This is a genomic window from Fibrisoma limi BUZ 3, from assembly GCF_000296815.2.
Taxonomy (GTDB): domain Bacteria; phylum Bacteroidota; class Bacteroidia; order Cytophagales; family Spirosomataceae; genus Fibrisoma; species Fibrisoma limi.
This window is the reverse complement of record NZ_CAIT01000004.1, coordinates 171,486-192,243: the sequence shown is the minus strand read 5'-3', so window position 1 is coordinate 192,243 and position 20,758 is coordinate 171,486. Positions and strand designations below refer to the sequence as shown.

23 protein-coding genes are annotated in these 20,758 nt (G+C 50.9%); 10 read left to right on the top strand and 13 right to left on the bottom strand.

The genetic code is table 11. The annotated features are described in order from the left end of the window. Window positions 1–144: 144 nt before the first annotated feature. Entirely contained in the window at window positions 145–1,827 is a 1,683-nt protein-coding gene (locus tag BN8_RS01380; protein ID WP_009279975.1) for a TlpA family protein disulfide reductase, read from the bottom strand. A gap of 383 nt (window positions 1,828–2,210) precedes the next feature. On the opposite strand from BN8_RS01380, the gene BN8_RS01375 reads away from it, so the two are divergent. Next, window positions 2,211–2,618 carry a hypothetical protein gene (locus BN8_RS01375; protein ID WP_040005222.1) on the top strand — a complete coding sequence of 136 codons (408 nt, stop codon included), beginning with the start codon at window positions 2,211–2,213 and terminating at the stop codon, window positions 2,616–2,618. 211 nt (window positions 2,619–2,829) lie between these two features. Here BN8_RS01375 and rfbA read toward each other — a convergent pair whose 3' ends face one another. The 3 genes from rfbA to galE all read right to left on the bottom strand — a co-directional run bounded on the left by rfbA (window position 2,830) and on the right by galE (window position 5,922). Then, window positions 2,830–3,690 (bottom strand): glucose-1-phosphate thymidylyltransferase RfbA, encoded by an 861-nt coding sequence (gene rfbA, locus BN8_RS01370; protein ID WP_040005221.1) that lies wholly within the window; start codon window positions 3,688–3,690, stop codon window positions 2,830–2,832. A 77-nt stretch (window positions 3,691–3,767) separates the two neighbouring features. Then, window positions 3,768–4,826, bottom strand: coding sequence for a dTDP-glucose 4,6-dehydratase (gene rfbB / locus BN8_RS01365; RefSeq protein WP_009279972.1), 1,059 nt, complete (start codon window positions 4,824–4,826; stop codon window positions 3,768–3,770). Window positions 4,827–4,881: 55 nt separating this feature from the next. Beyond that, on the bottom strand, window positions 4,882–5,922 hold the full coding sequence (gene galE / locus BN8_RS01360; RefSeq protein ID WP_009279971.1) for a UDP-glucose 4-epimerase GalE: 1,041 nt from the start codon (window positions 5,920–5,922) through the stop codon (window positions 4,882–4,884). Window positions 5,923–6,052: 130 nt separating this feature from the next. Between galE and BN8_RS01355 the strand changes: the two genes are divergently transcribed. Continuing rightward, window positions 6,053–6,928 carry a transglutaminase-like domain-containing protein gene (locus BN8_RS01355; RefSeq protein WP_009279970.1) on the top strand — a complete coding sequence of 292 codons (876 nt, stop codon included), beginning with the start codon at window positions 6,053–6,055 and terminating at the stop codon, window positions 6,926–6,928. Between the two features lie 33 nt (window positions 6,929–6,961). Here BN8_RS01355 and BN8_RS01350 read toward each other — a convergent pair whose 3' ends face one another. Continuing rightward, window positions 6,962–7,594 carry a 4'-phosphopantetheinyl transferase family protein gene (locus BN8_RS01350; RefSeq protein WP_009279969.1) on the bottom strand — a complete coding sequence of 211 codons (633 nt, stop codon included), beginning with the start codon at window positions 7,592–7,594 and terminating at the stop codon, window positions 6,962–6,964. Between the two features lie 102 nt (window positions 7,595–7,696). Between BN8_RS01350 and BN8_RS01345 the strand changes: the two genes are divergently transcribed. The 3 genes from BN8_RS01345 to folB all read left to right on the top strand — a co-directional run bounded on the left by BN8_RS01345 (window position 7,697) and on the right by folB (window position 10,085). After that, window positions 7,697–8,596, top strand: a complete 900-nt coding sequence (locus BN8_RS01345; protein WP_009279968.1) for a WD40 repeat domain-containing protein — start codon at window positions 7,697–7,699, stop codon at window positions 8,594–8,596. A 119-nt stretch (window positions 8,597–8,715) separates the two neighbouring features. After that, a complete protein-coding gene (locus tag BN8_RS01340; protein ID WP_009279967.1) occupies window positions 8,716–9,663 on the top strand; it encodes a DivIVA domain-containing protein in 948 nt (315 codons plus the stop codon). A 71-nt stretch (window positions 9,664–9,734) separates the two neighbouring features. After that, window positions 9,735–10,085: a dihydroneopterin aldolase gene (gene folB / locus BN8_RS01335; RefSeq protein ID WP_009279966.1), complete on the top strand. Its 351-nt coding sequence runs from the start codon at window positions 9,735–9,737 to the stop codon at window positions 10,083–10,085. Between the two features lie 85 nt (window positions 10,086–10,170). On the opposite strand, the gene ytxJ is transcribed toward folB, so the two are convergent. Both ytxJ and BN8_RS01325 read right to left on the bottom strand, forming a co-directional pair. Beyond that, window positions 10,171–10,500: a bacillithiol system redox-active protein YtxJ gene (ytxJ, locus tag BN8_RS01330; RefSeq protein ID WP_009279965.1), complete on the bottom strand. Its 330-nt coding sequence runs from the start codon at window positions 10,498–10,500 to the stop codon at window positions 10,171–10,173. Window positions 10,501–10,555: 55 nt separating this feature from the next. Further along, entirely contained in the window at window positions 10,556–10,861 is a 306-nt protein-coding gene (locus BN8_RS01325; protein ID WP_051040979.1) for a hypothetical protein, read from the bottom strand. 60 nt (window positions 10,862–10,921) lie between these two features. On the opposite strand from BN8_RS01325, the gene BN8_RS01320 reads away from it, so the two are divergent. Both BN8_RS01320 and rsgA read left to right on the top strand, forming a co-directional pair. Further along, the gene (locus tag BN8_RS01320) at window positions 10,922–12,214 is read left to right on the top strand and encodes a 3-deoxy-D-manno-octulosonic acid transferase (protein ID WP_040005220.1); all 1,293 of its coding nucleotides are present in this window, start codon (window positions 10,922–10,924) and stop codon (window positions 12,212–12,214) included. Between the two features lie 69 nt (window positions 12,215–12,283). Continuing rightward, entirely contained in the window at window positions 12,284–13,210 is a 927-nt protein-coding gene (gene rsgA / locus BN8_RS01315) for a ribosome small subunit-dependent GTPase A (RefSeq protein ID WP_009279962.1), read from the top strand. A gap of 90 nt (window positions 13,211–13,300) precedes the next feature. Here rsgA and BN8_RS01310 read toward each other — a convergent pair whose 3' ends face one another. The 4 genes from BN8_RS01310 to mce all read right to left on the bottom strand — a co-directional run bounded on the left by BN8_RS01310 (window position 13,301) and on the right by mce (window position 16,875). Continuing rightward, window positions 13,301–14,677, bottom strand: a complete 1,377-nt coding sequence (locus BN8_RS01310; RefSeq protein ID WP_009279961.1) for a cystathionine beta-synthase — start codon at window positions 14,675–14,677, stop codon at window positions 13,301–13,303. Window positions 14,678–14,679: 2 nt separating this feature from the next. Next, window positions 14,680–15,297, bottom strand: coding sequence for a DUF4276 family protein (locus BN8_RS01305; RefSeq protein ID WP_009279960.1), 618 nt, complete (start codon window positions 15,295–15,297; stop codon window positions 14,680–14,682). Next, window positions 15,294–16,397, bottom strand: coding sequence for an AAA family ATPase (locus tag BN8_RS01300; RefSeq protein ID WP_009279959.1), 1,104 nt, complete (start codon window positions 16,395–16,397; stop codon window positions 15,294–15,296). Before BN8_RS01300 ends, BN8_RS01305 begins: the two co-directional genes overlap by 4 nt. Window positions 16,398–16,467: 70 nt before the next feature. Further along, complete coding sequence (mce, locus tag BN8_RS01295) at window positions 16,468–16,875, bottom strand: methylmalonyl-CoA epimerase (RefSeq protein ID WP_009279958.1); 408 nt, start codon at window positions 16,873–16,875, stop codon at window positions 16,468–16,470. 80 nt (window positions 16,876–16,955) lie between these two features. On the opposite strand from mce, the gene BN8_RS01290 reads away from it, so the two are divergent. The 3 genes from BN8_RS01290 to BN8_RS01280 all read left to right on the top strand — a co-directional run bounded on the left by BN8_RS01290 (window position 16,956) and on the right by BN8_RS01280 (window position 18,192). After that, window positions 16,956–17,282, top strand: coding sequence for a HesB/IscA family protein (locus tag BN8_RS01290; protein WP_009279957.1), 327 nt, complete (start codon window positions 16,956–16,958; stop codon window positions 17,280–17,282). Between the two features lie 80 nt (window positions 17,283–17,362). Continuing rightward, on the top strand, window positions 17,363–17,935 hold the full coding sequence (locus BN8_RS01285; RefSeq protein ID WP_040005219.1) for an acyl-CoA thioesterase: 573 nt from the start codon (window positions 17,363–17,365) through the stop codon (window positions 17,933–17,935). Between the two features lie 17 nt (window positions 17,936–17,952). After that, window positions 17,953–18,192, top strand: coding sequence for a GNAT family N-acetyltransferase (locus BN8_RS01280; RefSeq protein WP_051040978.1), 240 nt, complete (start codon window positions 17,953–17,955; stop codon window positions 18,190–18,192). Window positions 18,193–18,204: 12 nt separating this feature from the next. On the opposite strand, the gene BN8_RS01275 is transcribed toward BN8_RS01280, so the two are convergent. Both BN8_RS01275 and BN8_RS01270 read right to left on the bottom strand, forming a co-directional pair. Then, window positions 18,205–19,644 carry a family 43 glycosylhydrolase gene (locus BN8_RS01275; protein ID WP_051040977.1) on the bottom strand — a complete coding sequence of 480 codons (1,440 nt, stop codon included), beginning with the start codon at window positions 19,642–19,644 and terminating at the stop codon, window positions 18,205–18,207. 91 nt (window positions 19,645–19,735) lie between these two features. Further along, entirely contained in the window at window positions 19,736–20,485 is a 750-nt protein-coding gene (locus BN8_RS01270; protein ID WP_009279954.1) for a hypothetical protein, read from the bottom strand. Between the last annotated feature and the right edge of the window lie 273 nt (window positions 20,486–20,758).

The following is a 20,758-nucleotide window of genomic DNA, read 5'->3' as shown; positions in this document are numbered from 1 at the left end:
CATAAAACGCCCCATTTAAGGGCAGTTTTCATTATCTCACGAGGGCGGATTGTGTGGGAATAAATAAATGGTTTGGTTACTGAATTATTCTGAATAAGGATTGAGTAGGCTAAGCTGTAAAATAGAAATCTTTTCTTCACCCGCTTACTCTAGCAGTGCTGCCAGGGCAGTACTGTCTCTTATCGCTGATATCCTGGTGATAGCTCCTGGCTTATAGACCCCCTTTTGATCGATGAAGGCATACCCTGGGTAACCCCTGAAAGAGAACATCTCCCCCAGTTTCGCATCCAGAGCTTCATCAATAAAGATATGAATGCCAGGCAGTTTTAACTCAGCTACTTTTCGCTTCCACTTGTCCTCGTCTGAACCTCGGGCTGTGCAAATGTATACAAAGACTACTGGCAACTCTTTGGCGTCCTGCTGCAACTGTTTACTATGTGGCATTTCTTGTAAGCAGGGCGCGCACCAGGTAGCCCACCGGTCAAGGACGATGGCCTTGCCTTCGAAACTCTGCTTGAGTTTGGCTAAAAAATCCGCCCCGCTCATTCCGGAGAGCTTATACAACGTTGCCCCAAAATCAGTTTGTTGTAAAGGGCTGCCGAAACTGGCTGCGGTGGGTGAATTTCCCGAAGCGGCCAGTGCCCTGTTCACCGAGGCTAGCTGCTCAACAGCATGATCATATTCTTTTTGGGCTACTACCTTACACCAATTAGTAGACATACTGGGCAGGATTTGTTCCAGGGCCGCTTTCTGTTCGGCAATATCCTTACTATCGTTCAACTGCAACTTCATGATGTCGGCCCTAGAGGGGGAATAGAGACTATCCAGCCAATGAATACCTCGGGCAACCCTCTGATTCTGGAACACCTCTTCCATTCTTGGCCTCAACTGTTTGGCCCACTGGGCACGAGCGGGCGAAATCGGTTCCGTACTCCGTAAGGAATCAAGGACGGCCTTTTCCTCCTCTGTAAGATCAGGCAAACGAGCAACGTCCTGCCAACTGACCGTCACTCGATCGGCGGGAAGCTGGCGGAAATAAGTGGACAGGTATAGGCGAAATAACATACTGCTATTGGATACTAGATAGGTCTTATGCGCCTTAATCTGATCGAAAAGAGCCGGTTCCATCGGATGCCCCCAGTGATGAAGACAAAGCTGGCTATAAAACTCGGACAGGCGCTCATTCTCCAGTAGCCAGGCGTAGGGAGACGGATGAGTAGCGGCAAACTCAGCCTGAATCGTTTTCATCGAATCGAAAACAGGGGTTAAAGTAGCAAGCACTTCGCTGGCCACTGGGTGTTTAGACTGGGGAATCTGCTGTATGCGAGAAGAAAGGGCCAGCTGGTCGGCCCGTTTGAAGAGGATGTACTCATTCATGTACTCGTTTAGTGGCCCATCTTCGCCTAGGTACCGAACCCCGTCTGCTTTAAAAGCAAGCTCCTTTCCGGCTGCTTTTAGTTTGGTGACGTCTAACTCGACATAGAGCTGTTTGTTGGCGTAGAGACCGGTATAAAACAGTTCGCCGAAATGTACCCAGATCTGCTGGTAAGGCAACGGATAGTCCAGTTCCAGTTGAAAGCTTCCGTCCGCTGCTAAGTGAGCGGTTTTCGTTTTCTGTCCTAAAAGTGTAACGAGCGTATATTTGATGGTGGTTTCCTTTATTTCCTGTGGGCTTATGTGGAGGAGTTTACCGGTGACTTGGGGTATTTTCCGTTTTGAAAACTGGGCATCAAATTGTGGATCTTCGATAGCGACAACGCCAACCGGTTGTGAAAGGCCCGTACCAATAGCCGTAAGTAACAACCAAACTGTGATGCAGGCTTTCATAACTTATATGGTTAGAAGGGTTAAACAAATGAGCTTAGGGTTGCACTAAATGTAAGAAAATTTAGTGCAACCCTAAGTACACAAGCTATCCATAATGCACCCATTATTTGCGCCAAGTCCGATCTTCGTTTGATTTACCGAGACAACATAGTGAGTTCTGATCCAGCCCGTTCCCTTTCTAATATTTTTCTAAGCAGTAAAATCCTTCATTTTAAGCAGATATTACCAATTTTGTTAAGGGCAGCTTTTCGCTCGACATGCACATCATTGAAAATGGAGCGGGCGAGCGACCAACTGCACCGGCGGTTGGTCGTTGCTTTATTCAGTACAAATAGTTAGAATCTCGTTCATTGATGCCTTATTCCTGTAAACCCAACCTTACTATGACTAAGCCCTATTTAATTTACGTGATCGGCGTGGAGGAAGACACGCAACTTTTACTGCTACGGGCCTTCAGCCGCACCGCCCCCGACTGCGTCCTATATTTCTTCAGTACGTACGACGAACTGCTCGAACACCTGACCTTAACGCAGGATAAACCACACCTGATCCTGACCGATGGCTTACAAAGTCCGCGGTCTCACAGCAGTCAGCCCATTGCACAGGCGCGGCTCATTCCCGCGTTCGTTACCCGGGTGGCCGGTTACCTGAGTCAACATGTGCGGGAAGACGGCCCGATGGAACGTTGCCGTTTTCTGCCACCCCTGACTTCGTGCTCCCAGGCCGTTCAGTTTATCAGCCAACTCCGCCCGTTGTGGACCCGTACTAATCTGGTAGCCACAGCCGGTTAAACATAAGCCCAGCTTTACTTCTTACTAAATTTTGCTTTTCAATAAATAGGTTAGGTTGCGAATGGCTTGCCGACAATCTGATTGGCAAGTCATCGTTGTTTTACGATGATTCGATCACGAATCTGTAGACCATAAAAAAGCCCGGAATCAGAACTTCCGGGCCAATATGCACAATCAGGTGGTGCCGTATTATACCAACTCCACCAGTCAGCTACTTTAGTATATTCAGCAGATACTGACCGTATCCACTCTTTACCAGCGGGCGCGCTACGGCCTCCAGTTGCTCGGCATTTATGAATTTCATACGGTAAGCAATCTCTTCAATACAGCCGATTTTAAGCCCCTGCCGCTCTTCAATCACCTGCACGAACTGGCCAGCCTGCATCAGCGACGCGAACGTACCGGTGTCGAGCCAGGCCGTACCGCGGTCAAGTACCCCAACTTTTAGCTTGCCTTGTTCCAGATACACCCGGTTTACGTCCGTGATCTCCAGTTCGCCCCGGGGTGATGGCTGAATATTTTTGGCGATGTCGACGACTTCGTTGTCGTAGAAGTACAAACCCGGCACCGCATAGTTCGACTTTGGGTTGGCCGGTTTCTCTTCAATGGACAATACCTTGAAGCCACCGTCAAACTCAACAACGCCGTAGCGCTCGGGGTCCTGTACCTGATAAGCGAATACGACGCCCCCATCCGGGTCGTTGTTGGATTGCAGCAGTTTTGACAGGCCGGAGCCGTAGAAGATGTTGTCGCCCAGCACCAGCGCTACCTTATCGTTGCCGACAAACTCTTCGCCGATGATAAATGCCTGCGCCAGACCATCCGGGCTGGGTTGTACGGCGTAGCTGAACTGGCAACCAATGCGGGAGCCGTCGCCGAGCAGCTTTTCGAAATGCGGCAGATCGTGGGGGGTTGAGATAATCAGGATGTCCCGGATACCGGCCAACATCAGAATCGACAGTGGGTAATAAATCATCGGCTTATCGTACACTGGCATTAACTGCTTCGATACGGCCAGCGTCAGCGGATGAAGTCGGGTGCCGGAGCCTCCGGCGAGGATGATACCTTTCATAATAATGCATAGGGCAAGGGGCGAAGGGCATAGGGCATAGGATACACCCCCAGCCCTATACCCTTCGCCCCTTGCAATTATCGGTTTGCGTACATGGATTCGTAATAAGACTGATAGTTGCCCGAGGTTACGTTGTCGAGCCATTCCTGGTTGTTGAGGAACCAGTCGACGGTCTTCTCCAAGCCTTCTTCAAATTGCAGCGACGGTTCCCAGCCGAGTTCGTTCATGATCTTGTGGGCGTCGATGGCGTAGCGGAGGTCGTGGCCGGCACGATCGGTTACGTAAGTGATCAGTTGGGCAGAAGTCCCTTCCGGCCGACCCAGCTTGCGGTCCATGATCGAGCACAGCAGATTGACCAGGTCGATATTCCGCCACTCGTTGAACCCGCCGATGTTGTAGGTTTCGCCCAGTTTGCCGTTGTGGAAGATCGTATCGATAGCCCGGGCGTGATCGACTACGTAGAGCCAGTCCCGAACGTTCTCGCCTTTGCCATAAACCGGCAGGGGCTTATTGTTCCGGATGTTATGGATCATCAGCGGAATCAACTTTTCGGGGAAGTGGTTCGGACCGTAGTTATTCGAACAGTTCGAGAGTACCACTGGCATTTTATACGTATTGCCATAGGCCCGTACGAAGTGGTCGGAAGCGGCCTTGGACGCCGAATACGGCGACTGCGGATCATACGGCGTTTCTTCCGTAAAGAATTCCTCAGGGTTGTGCAGCGATCCGTATACCTCGTCGGTTGATACGTGATAGAACCGCTTGCCGTCAAATCCATTTGCTACCCACGAATTCTTGGCCGCGTTGAGCAGATTCACCGTGCCTACTACGTTCGTCATTACAAACGCCATCGGATCGGTGATAGACCGGTCAACGTGTGATTCGGCCGCCAGGTGGATCACCCCGTCGACGGGTACCTCCGCGAACAGGTCTTCCAGAAACTTCGCGTCGGTAATATCCCCTTTGATGAACGTATAGTTGGGAGCGTCTTCGATGTCCGACAGGTTCGCCAGGTTACCGGCGTAGGTCAGTTTATCGAGGTTATAGATCCGATATTCAGGATACTTGGTAACGAACAGCCGGACCACATGCGATCCGATGAAGCCGGCACCGCCGGTGATGAGAATGGTTTTCATGGTATTATGGTTTGAAGCTTGAGGTGAACTGACGTCAAACTTCTGACTGTAAACATCAAACTTCCTGCCCTAATTTCTGCTGCCAGCGCCACGCATCCCGCAGCGAATCAGCCAGCGACCGACTAGCCTCCCAGCCAAGTGAGCGCGTTGCTTTCGTAACGTCGGCGTAAATCTTTTCCACATCGCCCGCCCGTCGCGGACCGATGGTATAATTGACCGAAACGCCCGTTTCACGCTCAAACGTATTGATCACCTCCAGTACGGTTTCGCCCCGGCCGGTTCCGATATTAAACACATCATAGTACGCGTCGGCGTTCGTTTCGTTGAGTTTGCGAAGGGCCTGCACGTGGGCCTCCGCCAGATCCATGACGTGAATAAAATCCCGGACACAGGTGCCGTCGGGCGTATCGTAGTCATTCCCGAACACGGTGAGCTGGTCGCGCAGGCCAGCGGCTGTCTGCGTAATGAACGGCACCAGGTTGCCTGGTACCCCCCGTGGCAGTTCCCCGATCAATCCGGACGGATGGGCGCCAATTGGGTTGAAATACCGCAGTGCAATGGATTTGACCGGTACTTGCGACCGCACGGCGTCCCGGATAATGTCCTCACAAATGGCCTTGGTGTTACCATAGGGCGACTGCGCCGGCAACCGGGGCGTTTCTTCCGTAACAGGCAAGTGCTCAGGTTGTCCGTACACGGTGCATGACGACGAAAACACCAGGTTATGCACCTTGTATTTCGGCATCAGTTCGAGCAGCAACAGCAGCGAATCAATGTTGTTGCGGTAGTACTTCAGCGGCTGCTGAACCGACTCACCCACCGCCTTGAAAGCCGCAAAGTGAATAACACCGATAAACGCTTCTTTCTGGAAGATGTCTTCCATAGCGCCGGCGTCGTTGCAATCCGCTTCGTAGGCGATAACGTCGCGTCCCAGAATACCCCGCAGACCATCGAGCACACCACGTTCAGAATTGGAGAAGTTGTCAACGATAACCGGCTCAAAACCGGCCTCTACCAGCGAAACGACCGTGTGGGAACCAATGAAACCCGCACCACCGGTAACCAGGATTTTGGGGAGATTGCCTGTTGGATTCAAATCGTTTTTTATAAAATTTTTGTTGTTACTTTTGAGTAGCAGGCTTTGAAACCCGACAAAAGTAGTATATTCAGGAGGTTTCCAAAAGTAGTATTTATCCTGGGGTCACCCGGATCATCCATAAAAACGCATGAACGACAACGAATTAAAAGCGCTCATCTCGCTCTTAGACGACGAGGACAAGGAAGTGGTGGAGCACGTCGAGCAGCGCATCCGGCAAATGGGCGGTCAGATGATCCCCCTGCTGGAGACTGAGTGGGAGAGCAGTTTTAATCCTGACTTCCAGAAACGAATCGAAGAACTTATTCATGACCTGCAGTACGAATCGGTACTGGAACGGATGCGAACCTGGAAAAACGGGGGCGCGATGGACCTACTCGAAGGCCTGTGGATCGTAGCTACGTATCAGTACCCCGACCTGTCGCTGGAAAAGTTACAGCAGGATTTGGAGCAATTGTATTACGACGTGTGGCTCGACATCAAGCCGGATATGCACCCGCTCGATCAGGTCAAGGCCATGAACAACGCCTTCTTTACCAAACTTAAGTTTGCTCCGAACACCAAGCATTTTCATTCACCAGCCAACTCGATGATTAACCAGGTGCTGGAAACCCGCCGGGGTAATCCCATTGCGCTCTGTGTTATTTATATGCTGATTGCCAAGCGGCTGAACCTGCCCATCTTCGGGGTGAACCTGCCGAACCTGTTTGTGCTGACGTACAAAGACAACAACGGGGTTCAGTTCTACATCAACGTATTTAACCGGGGGCTGATTTTTTCAAAAAAGGACATCGATCAGTACATCGACCAGCTCAACCTCAAGCATCTCGATACGTTCTACCAGCCCTGCACAAATGCCGATATTGTCCGGCGTGTGCTGCGCAACCTGACGCTGGCGTTTGAGAAAAACGGCGATACGGAGCGTGTCCGCGAGGTAGAGCGAATTCTGGAAGCGGTGAAGGATGAAGGCGACGGACTGCCGCTTTCGGATTATACCCAACGCTAACGACTGGCCCGAACGATATCGTTCGGGCTTTTTTTAATACGCTATAGCCAGCAGGCCCGGCCCGGTGTTGAAGCAACGGATGGTCAACTGGGCTTCGTGATCGGGAAGCCGGACGTGCCCGATCAGTTGATCGGCCCCGTCGGCAAAAGGTTCTACGTGCAGGTGTTCGCGAAACGTGAGCTGCCGTTTTCCATACAGCTTGTAGAGCGCTTCCTTGGCGCACCAGTACACCGCCAGCCGACCGGCTTCTCCGGCGGCATGACTGATTTCGGCCTCCGACAGCACCCGGGGCACTACCCGCGTAAACTGATCCCGCACCGGCTCAATATCGATCCCTACCGGCCGCGACCGATGCAGCACCGCAGCCCCCCAGCCGGTCGTATGTGAAAGGGATACGTGCCACGGCAGATTGATCAGATGCGGCTTTCCGTATTCATCTTTGACCAGCCCCTGATACGGTACGCCCTGCGCTTCGACCAGATCGCGAATCGCCACGCGGCAGGCCAGCCACTCCACACGCTGCGCCGGATGCCGGATGGTTTCCAGTTCTTCCAGTTCGGACGTAGTGATGGTCAGGTTTGTTCGCAACATCGGCTCATCTTCGGTGATGGTCCATAAAACGGCCATGCACTCGTCGTTGAGCGGTAAATTCGTGGACAGGGGCATTTTCTTTACTTTTGCCGTAAAATTAGCGGTAAGTTCATTAGTAATGACGTCCGGTTGTCGGTAACCCGCTACCTACGGCCGGAATCACAGCCTGTTTAGCGTTTGGTCGTTCAGAAACTTGATACGTTTGGTGGTCACCGCGACTGTGTGTACACCCTCGATAAAGGCCCACAGCCGGAGCAGTTTTTCTCCTCCGGCGCGGATGGGCTGGTGGTACGGTGGCAACTCGACCGCCCGGACCAGGGCGAACTGGTTGCGCGGGTGCCCGCTTCGGTATACGCCATTGCCTTCCACACGCCCAGCGGTCTGCTATGGGTCGGGCAGAACTATGAGGGCCTTCACCTGATTGATCCGGCCCAAAAGCAGGAAGTTGCGTCGATTAAACTGACCACAGCCGCCATCTTCGACATCGCGTTTTACAAAAACGATACGTTCGTGGCCCTTTCCGACGGTGTGGTTGTGATACTGGATACCGAGCGGGTGGTTGTCCGAAAATACCTGAAATCGTCGGACAAGTCGGCGCGGAGCCTGGCCCTCAATCCTGTTGAACGGGAACTGGCCGTTGGCTACAGCGACCATGCCGTACGCATCTACGATCTGGAAACGTACGAACTGAAACGAGTCATTGCGGCCCACACCAATTCGGTTTTTACCGTCAGTTACTCCCCGGATTTTCGGTTCCTGCTGACGGCCGGACGGGATGCCCATCTGAAGGTGTGGGACGCCGAAAATGAGTACATACTCCGGCACGACATTGTAGCGCATATGTTCGCGATCAACCACCTGACGTTTAGCCCGGACGGTAGTCTGCTGGCTACGGCCAGTATGGACAAATCCATCAAAATCTGGGATGCTGATACGTTCCGGCTCCTGAAGGTCGTCGACCGCGCACGCCATGCCGGACACGGCACATCGGTTAATAAACTGCTCTGGACAAACTACGAATCTGAGTTAATATCAGCCAGCGACGATCGAACCATTTCGGTCTGGCAGGTAACCTAAAACTCACTTAACCGGACAAAATAGTAGATTTTTCTTGCTAATTTTTGCTAAATCCATATAATGGGCGTTACTTCACTTTTAACAGACAATTCAGCATTACCCAAAACCTAAGCGCACCGATGAAAATCACGCCCATCGAAATACGGCAGCATACGTTTGAGAAAGGTTTGCGCGGATACAAACCCGAGGATGTAGACGCCTTTCTGGTCTCGTTGTCCCAGGAATGGGAACGCGTGATCGGCGATCATAAAATGATGAAGATGCAGCTTGAAATAGCCGAAAAGGAACTGAACAAGCTGAAAGAGGTGGAGATGACGCTGTTCCGCACGCTCAAGACCGCCGAAGATACCAGTACGCAGATTACCGATCAGGCCAACAAAGCCGCTGAACAATACCTGGCTGAAGCCCGTCAGAAAGCTGACGATATTCTGGCCGAAGCCCGCAAACGTTCCGCCCTGATGGTGCAGGACGCCGAAAATCAGGCCCGCTACCTGAAAGATAATATTCTGAATGATCTGAAAGCCCTGGAACACGATTTTCAGGCCCTCGAAAAATATAAGGAAAATCTGTCGGTGCAGATTCGGACGCTGGCCGGCAACGCCATTGATAGTGTTGATCGCTTCGAGAAGAAGTTTGCCAAACACAACCTGAAAGGCAAAATCGATGAGGTAACCGCGCAAATCGAGGAAGAAATAAAACAACACGACGAGAGTCAACCAGCCGACGACGTTCCTGTGGCGCAGGTCTCGGAACCAAACCACGAGGCAGCGGAATTGCCCCCACTCACCGACCGGACTGAATTTGTACCGGAGGCCATCCCGACGGATGAGCCACTGATGGAAAAGGTGGACGAAGCCATCGAACAGTCGGAAGAAATTGAATCGGGGGATCATGTCAACGCTGACATCGAGGCAGAAACGGCGCAGGCCGAGACAGCCGTACCCATAGAAGCTACGTCAAATGGCGTGTACGAAACCCAGCCGACCATGGCCGAAGAAGAGAAGCCGGAACCAGTTGCTCAGGAATCGGAGGTAAAGAAGGGCGGGTCGTTTTTTGACCAGATTTAAGTAATGCGGAAGCGAACCCGCGCATCATCGGACGGGTTTTCTACCGAAAGGCCGACCCGGCTACGGTACGAATGGGAACAATTACGTTAGAAGGTCTCGAATTTTTCGCTTACCACGGTTTCTACGACGAAGAACAGAAAATTGGTAATAAGTACTCGGTCGATATCGTCGTGACGACCGACTTCTCGGAAGCAGCCAGGCGTGACCGCCTGAGCGCTACGGTCAATTACGAAGAATTATACCGGATTACCGCTTCGGTTATGCAACGGCCGGCGCGGTTGCTTGAGCACATTGCTCACAGCATTATTGACGAGATACGCCAGAAGTACGCAGACGTTGAATCTGTGGAAGTAAGTGTCTCTAAGTTCAATCCACCTGTTGGGGGTGTCTGCCACCGCGCTAAGATCACACTGAAGGAGTAAAGCCGGAAGGGAGGGAAGGAGAAGGAATTACCCAACTGGTTTTCCTTTCTCCTTCCCTCCCTTCCGGCTTTACTCCTTTTAAGAACTAAACCGCCTGCCGCAGGCCATCGAATGAAATGGCCATGTGCGAAGCATCATAAACACATTCACCGTTACGAATCAGCAGTACCTGCGGTGATTCGTGTTCAACACCAAATTCATTGGCAATTTTGTTAGAAACCGAACGGTTAGCTTGCAGATCAAGATAATACGGCTTAATCCCCGCCTGTTCGTTCCAGTTGCGCTCCATACGGCTGAGCGCCATAGCGCTGATTGAGCATGTTGTACTGTGTTTAAAAATCAGCACCGGATGCTGCGCCGATTCGTGCCTTATGCCGTCTAACTGCTCTTCGCTCGTTAGTTTATTCCAGTTCATTGGTATACTATTACAATACTGCTTAAGAAGGCTTTCTGATTAGAAAAAGTTCAGATTATCCATTGTGTACGTGTAGCTTCTGTACCATCTCGGCCGACATGTCGTCGGAGTAGGGTCCATAGGCATTTACGAGGGTACCGCGCTGGCCATTTTTCTCTTCGAGCGCGTATATGATGGTTTCATCGCCGGGATCAGTCATGCCTTCGAACCGAAATACATTGAGAATTTCAAACTGGTCGGGAGGTAACTCCACACCATCCTGCTGGCACTTCAGGTGGTTAGTGTGCAAATTGTAGTCACGGGTGAAGCCCTGCCGACGAAGGTCGTCGAGTGCTTCGGTCACTGTGTCGTAGGTTTGCATGATACTCGCAGATTGTGGGTGAGTTTGTAGCTTTGCAAAAGTAATCAAAAGCCCGTGCACTTGCTGTCTACCTTGTATAACGCGTCGATTCATGCCTACCAGACGGTGCTTCGGCTGGCGGCTCCCTTTCATGAGAAAGCACGGCTGATGGTGGCAGGCCGGCGAGACTGGCCCGACCAACTGAGAAATAAGCTCGCGGGTAACACCGCGCCCATTGCGTGGTTCCACGCAGCTTCGCTGGGCGAGTTTGAACAGGGACGCCCGGTTATTGAAGCGTTTCGACAACGATTTCCGACGTACAGGATTCTGCTAACGTTCTTTTCCCCATCGGGTTACGAGGTGCGCAAAAACTACAGCGGAGCGGATTACATCTGTTACCTCCCGACCGACACCCCCGCTAATGCCCGGCAATTTGTGGCGCTGGTGAAACCCCGTATCGCGTTTTTTATCAAGTATGAATTCTGGTACAACTACCTGCGTGAACTAAAAGCCGCCGACGTACCAATTATTTCCTTTTCGGCAATTTTCCGCGCCAGGCAGCTATTTTTTAAACCGTACGGCGGTTTTTACCGTAACCTGCTCACCTACTTCGACCAAGTTCTTGTTCAGAACGGAGAGTCGGTAGAATTGCTGAAATCGATTGGGATAACCAGGGTAACGCTGGCTGGCGACACGCGCTTCGACCGGGTAAAGCAGGTTGCGGATGCCAAAAAAGACATTGCCCTGGCTGCTGCGTTCAAGGCGAATGGAAACGACATGCCGCACCCTCTTTGGGTGATTGGCAGCGCCTGGCAAGCCGACATGGACGTATTGATACCCGTTATCAACCAGTTCGGAAAACCGCTGAAGGTGATTATTGCCCCGCACGAAATCAATGATGAGGAAATCGAACGCTGGCGTAATCAACTGAAGAACAAATCCATACGCTACTCTGAAGCCCAGTCACCAACGTTTGATCTGTCAACGCTTGAATCCTACGATGTGTTGCTGATCGACAACATTGGCATGTTATCGTCGCTGTACCAGTACGGGGAGTTTGCCTACGTCGGTGGGGCGTTTGGTAAAGGGCTGCACAACATTCTGGAAGCAGCCACGTTCGGATCGCCGGTGTTTTTTGGCCCTAATTACAAGCGGTTTCAGGAAGCCGTTGACCTGGTACGTAACGAGGCCGCCTTTCCCGTCAACAACGCAGCCGAGCTGACCCGTTGCTTCACGCGCCTGTACGACGATTCGGCGTATTACAACTCAGCGTCGTGGAAAGCCCGCTATTACGTCGAGCGGAACATTGGCGCAACAGCTAAGGTTATGGAGGTTGTAGAAAACATTCTTAAACGCAGAGAACACAGAGACTAGCGCAGAGCGCGCAGAAGTTTTCTCTGTCTCTCTGCGTCAACCTCTGTGTTCTCTGCGTTTAATCCAAACATGCAGAAAGGCTTAGTTATACGCTCCACCGGCTCGTGGTACGATGTCCGCAACTCCGACGGCCATATTTACCAGGGACGGCTGAAAGGAAAATTTAAAATCAAAGGCCTGAAGGTCACCAACCCGATTGCCGTGGGCGACCGTGTTCAGTTTGAGGTCGAGGATGAAACCGAAAACACGGCCGTTATCACCGATATTGAACCGCGGGAAAACTACATCATCCGGCAGTCGGTGCACAAAACGGCGCATGGCCATATTCTGGCGGCCAACATCGACCAGGCAGTCATGCTGGTCACGCTGGCTTTGCCCCGAACATCACTGGGCTTCATTGACCGCTTTCTGGTAACGGCCGAGTCGTTTCGTATCCCCACGACGCTGGTGTTTAACAAAACCGACATCCTGAGCGACGAGGGACTGGCGTATCAGCAGGAAATTATGACCCTGTACGAAAGCATCGGCTACGAATGTTTAGCTACGTCGGCTACGGAAGGCCAGGGCGTCGATGCGTTCCGGCAACTGCTCGATCATAAGATTACGCTGCTGTCGGGTCACTCGGGCGTTGGAAAGTCGTCGCTGGTGAATGCGATTGCGCCGAACCTGAACCTCCGTACCAGCGAAGTATCGACCTTTGCCAACAAGGGTGTTCACACGACCACCTTCGCCGAGATGTTCGAGCTGGCTCCGGATACGTACATCATCGATACGCCGGGGATTAAGGAATTAGGGCTGGCCGATATGGAAAAAGAGGAAATCAGCCATTATTTCCCCGAAATGCGCGACCGCCTGAATCAGTGCCGTTTCCACAACTGCCTGCACCTGAACGAACCCGGCTGCGCTGTGAAAGATGCCGTCGGCGAAGGCGACATTGCCGAAACCCGCTATATGAGCTACCTGAGTATGATAGAGGGGGAAGATAATAGGAGATAAGGAGGAGGAGAGGAGGAAAGGAGGAAAGGAGAAAGGGAGGAGAGGAGCATGGTAACACCGCAAATTCCTTCCTCCTTTCCTCCCTCACAATCAATTCGTCATCGCAGCCAGCAGGTCGGCCTGCGTAATGATGTGTACCTGCTGTGTCTCATCACGAACCAGCAGCGCCTTGTTCTCCCGGTCGATCAGCGACGACAATACGTCGACGGTGTTGTCCAGCCCCACGAATTTGAACGGTTTATCCATCACCTCGCTAACGGGCTGGTCTTTAATGGCCGGGTCTTCAATCAATCGGCTGAGCACCGTTGAGTCGGTCAGGCTGCCGACGATGTGACCGGAATCATCCGTGACCGGAATCTGCGAAATACCATTCCGGTTCAGGGTTTGAATAGCCTGGCTCACCGTAACACCCGTTTCAATGGTAGTAAGTTTCGCCTGACCGTTCTTGGCATGGACGATATCGCGGGCGGTCTTGAACGCGCGGTCTTCCAGGAAGCCGTGATCCTTCATCCACGTATCGTTGTAGATTTTAGCCAGGTAGCGCGTGCCGTGGTCGGGCAGGATGATCACCATCACGTCGTCTTCCTTGAGGTGTTCGCGGGCGTATTCCAGCGCGCCGTGTACGGCCGTTCCGCACGACCAACCGACAAACAAGCCCTCCTCGCGCGACAGTCGACGGGTCATGATAGCCGCGTCCTTATCGGTGACTTTGATAAAGTGGTCAATTACATCGAAGTCGACGTTCTGCGGCAGAATGTCTTCACCAATACCTTCCGTCAGGTACGGGTAGATTTCGTTGGGATCGAAGATGCCGGTTTCCTTGTATTTCTTGAACACCGAGCCGTAGGTATCCAGTCCTACCGTAACGATGTTCGGGTTTTGCTCTTTCAGGTACTTCGCCGTACCACTGATGGTGCCACCAGTCCCAACCGAAGCCGCGAAGTGCGTAATCTTCCCTTCGGTGTCGCGCCAGATTTCGGGGCCAGTCGTATCGTAGTGTGCGGCCGTATTCGACAGGTTATCGTACTGGTTCGGGTACAATGAATTGGGAATTTCCTGGTTCAGCCGCTTCGCCACCGAGTAGTACGAACGTGGGTCTTCTGGCGCTACGTTGGTCGGGCAAACGATCACCTCCGCGCCCACGGCCCTTAGAATATCGATCTTCTCCTTCGACTGCTTGTCGGCCATGGTGAAGATGCACTTGTAGCCTTTTCCGATTGCCGCCAGGGCCAGACCAAAGCCGGTGTTGCCGCTGGTGCCTTCGATGATGGTGCCACCCGGTTTGAGCCGGCCGTCTTTCTCGGCGTCCTCAATCATCCGGATGGCGATACGGTCTTTGACAGAATTACCAGGGTTAAAGTATTCAACCTTAGCCAGGATCGTACCCGGAATCCCCTTCGTGACTTTATTGAGCTTGACTAACGGCGTATCGCCAATGGTTTCTATGATGTTATTGTAGTATTTCATGGCTACGTTTTGTTGTACTCGTTGAGAAAGGCGGTTATCTGTTTATGAAAATGGTTAAAGCTGCGGGATTGTTTGGCTAATTCGTCGAAGTCTGCTTTCTCAGCAATGCTCCGGGCAACCGATTCCATTTGTCTTCTATCTTCTCGGCCGTTGTATAACAGCTTCTTCAATTTGGCTTGCGGCTGCTTTTCAATACTATCTTTTACCGGTTTGTCAATCGATTTTATCTGATGTAGTTGGTAAAACAACCAGTGTTCAATGGCTTGAATGGTGACGTAAATTACAATTTGCTGCTCGTAACGTTTGTGAGCGCTTCCCAAAGCTTTCTTTAGGTTGTCACATTCCATTGTATACTTTTCCTGTTCATCAGTGTGGTCGGGGCCATCCAAGTCAACGCCCACAATACAAAACGCTTGCTGCTCGTCACGGAGCGCCCGTAAACACAAGTCTTCAGCTTCCTGAATCACTTTCGACTTACTGGGTTGCTTCTTCAATAAATCTAAACTACTGCGCTTGACTTGTAATCCTCTTGCACTTGCTATACGCTTTAGATAAACTGGAATAAACGAGTACTCAGCAAAACCCTCGGCAACAAGGGTATATTCTAAGGATTGCTTCATATATTCTCTTGAGGAACACCGCCTAACAGACCATACATCCAGTTTTCACCTAAGTTGCTAGCAAAATCTATTTCTTTCGTACCTGTCTCTCGGCTCAGTTGGTGGGAGGGTTCAATAATATCTTTCAACAAGTTCTTAACGCGAGTTACTCCTTCCTCATCCTTCTCAAAAACAAAAACAGCTTCCGGCATTGACGTAAATTCGTTCAGCACATTTTCGTTGTGTGTCGTCAAAATAACCTGAATATCTTTCTGCTCGGCCAACTGAAATATAAAATCCATCACCTCTCGAATTCGGCGCGGGTGAATACCTTTTTCAGGTTCTTCAAGAAGCAGGAGCTTGGGCGGGTTGGGTTGATGGATAATACAGAGAAGAGCAAGAAAATACAGGGTTCCTTCGGATAGTTCATCGGCCCAATAAGTCGCTCCCTGACTACTATTACTTAGCCCAAAACGCTTAAAAGATTTATCACCAACCAGTTTTCTAAGTTCATCAGTAGGCTTTGCGTCTTCTAACTTAATTTCATCGAATTCGGAAATACAAGTATGCAAATCATCTTCAATACGACTGAATACTGTTCTCCTATACTTGCCCAGCATTTGGTCTAAAAATCCAACCAAGTTAGAGGCATCAGCGTTAACTGTTTCTATACCGGCCCCTACTGGTCCAGGCTGAGTGAGCTTATTAGGATCAGGTCGGTATATTCTTAAAGAGTTAAGCTGGCGACGCAAAAAAAGTACATCAGGGTATCCTTCATCATTTTTAGTCACTTCAAGTCCTTTCTTCAAATTTCGTTGGGAGGACTTAACATCTACGGTATTTTCGAAATTAAATCTTCTCAAGAATACTAACTCTTCATCTTCACGTTGAAACGTTAGTTCAAGGCACATTGAACTGGCTGAACGCATGAATCGAACATTACTTGCCTGTCGCTCGGCTGCTACGTAATCTTGTAACACCGAAAAGTCAAAGAACTCCAGCGCCTTCAAAAAATTCGTCTTCCCCGAGTTGTTAGGCCCGATGAGCAGATTCACCTTTTGCAGGTCGAGCGTGACGTCTTTCAGGCTCTTGAAATTTTGTATCGAAACGCGCTTCAGCATATTCCTTCTCTTTTATTACTTATACCCTCCTACTCCTTTCCTCCTCTCCTCCTCTCCTCCTTTTCTCCCCTTACTCCCTTATTTCCTGACACAACTCCACCAGCACCCCGTTCGTGCCTTTTGGGTGCAGGAAGCAGACGAGCTTGTTGTCGGCTCCGCGTTTGGGGATTTCGTTCAGGACGGTAAACCCCTCCCCTTTCAGGCGCTCCATCTCGGCCCGGATGTCGTCGACTTCAAACGCAATATGGTGAATTCCTTCGCCTTTCTTGTCCAGAAACTTCGCAATCGGGCTGTCGGGGTTGGTTGCTTCAAGAAGTTCGATCTTGGTCTGACTAACCTTGAAAAACGACGTCGTCACACCCTCCGACTCGACAGCTTCGGATTTGTAGGGCCCTACGTTGAGCAGTTTGGTAAATAATTCGTTGGATGCGGCCAGGTCGCGGACAGCAATGCCAATGTGTTCGACGTTGGTAAGCATAGGTTGAAAAGAACTTTTCCGTTCGGCGGAAAGTTAATAGATTAGCGCCGATTCGCGTTCGTTAGGATTCAAATACGACTATGGTTACTGTCTCAGAAATCGCTAAAGATAAAATTGTTGAACTTCGCCAGAAGGACGGACTGACCGATGAGTTTGCCATCCGCGTAGCCGTTCAGGGCGGAGGTTGCTCTGGTCTGATGTACGACCTTCAGTTCGATGCGACGCAGCAACCAACTGACCACGTCGTTGAAGATAAAGGCATTAAAATTTTGGTGGACCGCAAAAGTCTGCTGTATCTTGCCGGTACAGAACTCGACTTTTCGGACGGGTTGAACGGCAAGGGTTTCCAGTTCAAGAACCCCAACGCCACCCGTACCTGCGGTTGCGGTGAAAGTTTCGCCGTATAACGAGCTTACCTTGATTAGTTGTGATTAAAGCATCGTCAGCTTCCATGGCGGTGCTTTTTCTTTGTCTCCCACCCTCTCCTATGTCACTATCTGCCAAGCCCGTCAGTGCCTCCCGTACCACGCTCACCGAATTGATGATTCCGTCGTACGCCAATTTCGGCGGCAAAATTCACGGTGGTATTCTTCTGTCCCTGATGGACAAAGCCGCGTATGCCTGTGCCTCCAAACATGCCGGTGAATACTGCGTGACGGTCTCCGTCGATGGCGTCAATTTCCGGCAACCGGTCGATGTCGGCGATCTGGTGTCGTTGTTGGCGTCGGTCAATTACGTCGGCCGGACGTCGCTGGTTGTAGGTATTAAAGTGATTGCTGAAAACGTGAAGCTGGGAACGGTCAAGCACACCAATACGTCGTACTTCACGATGGTTGCCAAGGACGACAACGGCAAACCCACGGAAGTCCCACCGCTCCTGCTCGAAACGACCGAAGATGTCCGGCGTTTTCTGGAAGCTATGAAGCGAAAGGAACTGCGAGCCGCCTATGGCGAGCACTTCGACAATGCCGTAACGCGCATGCAACTGAATCAGAATGTAGGGAAGCTACAAAGCGAACGGTGCCAGTTGACGGATGCCTTACAGCAGGAATTATCTTAATGATACAACGCTGAATAATGTCCATAAAGTTAGGCAAACCGGTTAAATCAGCCGGTGATGCCCATAAAGGCTGGGTCCCGGCGCTCACCTTTACCATCCTGATTGAACATGACAGCCCGGTTGGTGAAATTACCCTTCGATTAGGAAACACTGATTGGATTACTAAGTACGCCGGTCATATTGGCTATTTTATCTATCCAGAATATCAAGGGTTAGGCTATGCCACTCAAGCTTGCCTCACAGCATCAACGGTGTAATGAATAGTCGTCTTAGTGAGCCCTGAAATTCCATTTGGAATTATCGCTGTTAAAATCAAATTCTGCCAGGGTCGGTGTGCTGTCTCCGGAGGATACCAGCGCTAGCTTCTTTCCTGAATTCGGTACGATCTTAGGCAGTATTCGGTAGGTGCCATCCGTCAATTGATCGATGCGCCATAACTGTTCGGGTGCGCCGGTAAAGGCCGGTACGGTGATGACTTCGGCATCGGCCGTGGCAGCCAAGGCCCGATCGGTTCCGGCCAGGACAATTTTATAATAGGGGCCACCTAAATACCCGGTGCTGTCAGGCGCATCCGTAATCGTCCATTGTTGGTGGGGACGGGACATGTAGTCGCCTATGCGTAGCTGAATATTCCCGGTCGGCCAGTTTTTCACGACATCGGCTAGTTGCTGAGCCGGAACGGGCTTTATGGGGTCATTGTTGGGCTGACCGAATCCCCGTACAACAGGCATTCGTGTAAAATCAACGGCCAGCTCCAAGGCATATCCTCTTCGTACGGATTCAATTTCATACGTGCCTTCTTTAAACTTTTCGCCCGCAACCGGCCATCCATCTTTCCAAACTACCGGCAGTATGCCCAACACGCTACGGCCACCCTGCTCTAAATCAGCTTCATAATGGATGGACATTTTTTCAACGCCGTTCTCAAGCATAATGTGCCCGAAATGTCCGGGACCTATTAACCCGCCACGGGTAGCCACCACCAGTTTACCGCCACCTTCCAGCATGCTTCTGCCTACATTATCGAGGTAAGGGCCGGTTATTTTTTTGGAACGACCCACCACCACATTGTAGGTCGAGTTGGCCCCATCACAACAACTGCCATGCGTGGCAAGCAGGTAGTACCAACCGTCGCGGTAGACCAACGTACTGGCTTCGCATACGATGGCGACATCCACGGGTTTATTCCCTGCCTTGAGCTTTCCGGTTTTGGGGTCCAATTCAATCAGGCGAGTGTAGCCAAAATAGGTGCCGTAGGTTAGCCAAAGGCGTCCGGTAGTGGGATCTAGCATGACACCGGGGTCAATGGCGTCGTTCTCTTCATAGCCATCCGACGTAGCCACGACAACCGGTTCAGAGTACTTGAAATCAGGAGACTTTGGGTCCAGTGTCTTATTCCACATGGTCAGAATCGCTCCTTTGTGGCTGGGCGAACCACCGGTTGCTCCATAGATGACCAGGTAGCGATCCCCAATTTTGATGACATCAGGAGCTGCGCCCCCACCCGGTCTCACCCCGCCACCGTACCATGTCCAGCCATCGTTGGAAATCAATCCGCCACCGCCTGTGCCGAATGTGTAATATTTGCCGTCGCATTCCGTGACGGTTGAGGGATCATGGATAAAGGGTCTTCCGACCTGCGCTAGTACGGTTTGGGTTATCAGTAAAGCGAATACGGTTGTCAGGCAGGATATGTTCATGCGTTTCATGTACAATGGTGGTTTAACTAGCGTAAACTGAATTGAGTGACCAGCAGAGGTAATCCAGGTCATTCACTCATTCACTAATTCGCTCATTTACTTATTCGTAGCTAATACTGAGGTTTTTTACGGGCGATCCTTTTTCATCTATAAAACGAACACAGAAATTAGCCATACCCGGTCCGTTTATGACTGCCCCACGGATGATGTTCCTGCCCTTCTTGAGCGTTAAGCGCGCTGAGGTACCATTATCGGCAATCATATCCCTATCGCCGGAAAGCAGCAAGGCTTCCTGACCATTCAGCCACCACATGCTGCCGGAGTTACAGCCAGCGGCCATTCTTACGTTTTTGATTTCTTCGGGGGAATCGATGACCGTGACAAGCCAGACAAGTATTCCGTATTTGGGCTTATTAAGGGCGTAGGTAAAATGATATAAATTAACGTTGAAGGTTTTGCTGTCCAGCGCATACCACTTCAGGTCCTGGTTTCCGACGTTTACCGTTTCGCCATTTCGGGGAACGGCGGTGTAATCAGGGGAAAAATTGTCGGCTGAAAAGGTTGTTCTGAGGTAGTTGTCCGTGAATATGTTATTCCTGACAATGTCTTTTTTTACCGGTTCCAGCACCAGCCAGCGTTGAATAAACCCCTTGGCATCCGGTGTTTTTTTGGCGGCAGAGGCCGGTGTGAAGTGCCTGGATAGGGTATGGGTCGTATCGCCTTTTATAGGTATGGGCGGGAGGGGTATCCGTTGTCCCGGGCCCGGACCCTGTGCAAAAACGGTGAGGCCACCTAGTTGTAATCCGGATAAAACAATAAACGGCAGTACGTATTTGTATTTTTTGCACATAGAATATCCCTTTTGTAATGTTTTATGTTTCTAAATAAAGCATAGTTTACGAAAACCTACTAAACGAAGCGGTAATAAGATAGCTCTGTTAAAGTGTGAAAATAGTGACTGACCCATAGTCCGACTACTGCATCATCGGAAGGGAGCGTTCACGTATTTGATTCTTCAATAGGGCGTTTAAGCTACAGAGAACCAGCAAGAAATCAGAAGAGTAACTTACCGGATGACTACCTGACTGATAGCGTACCTTTCGAGCCCATCAGGAAGGTATGA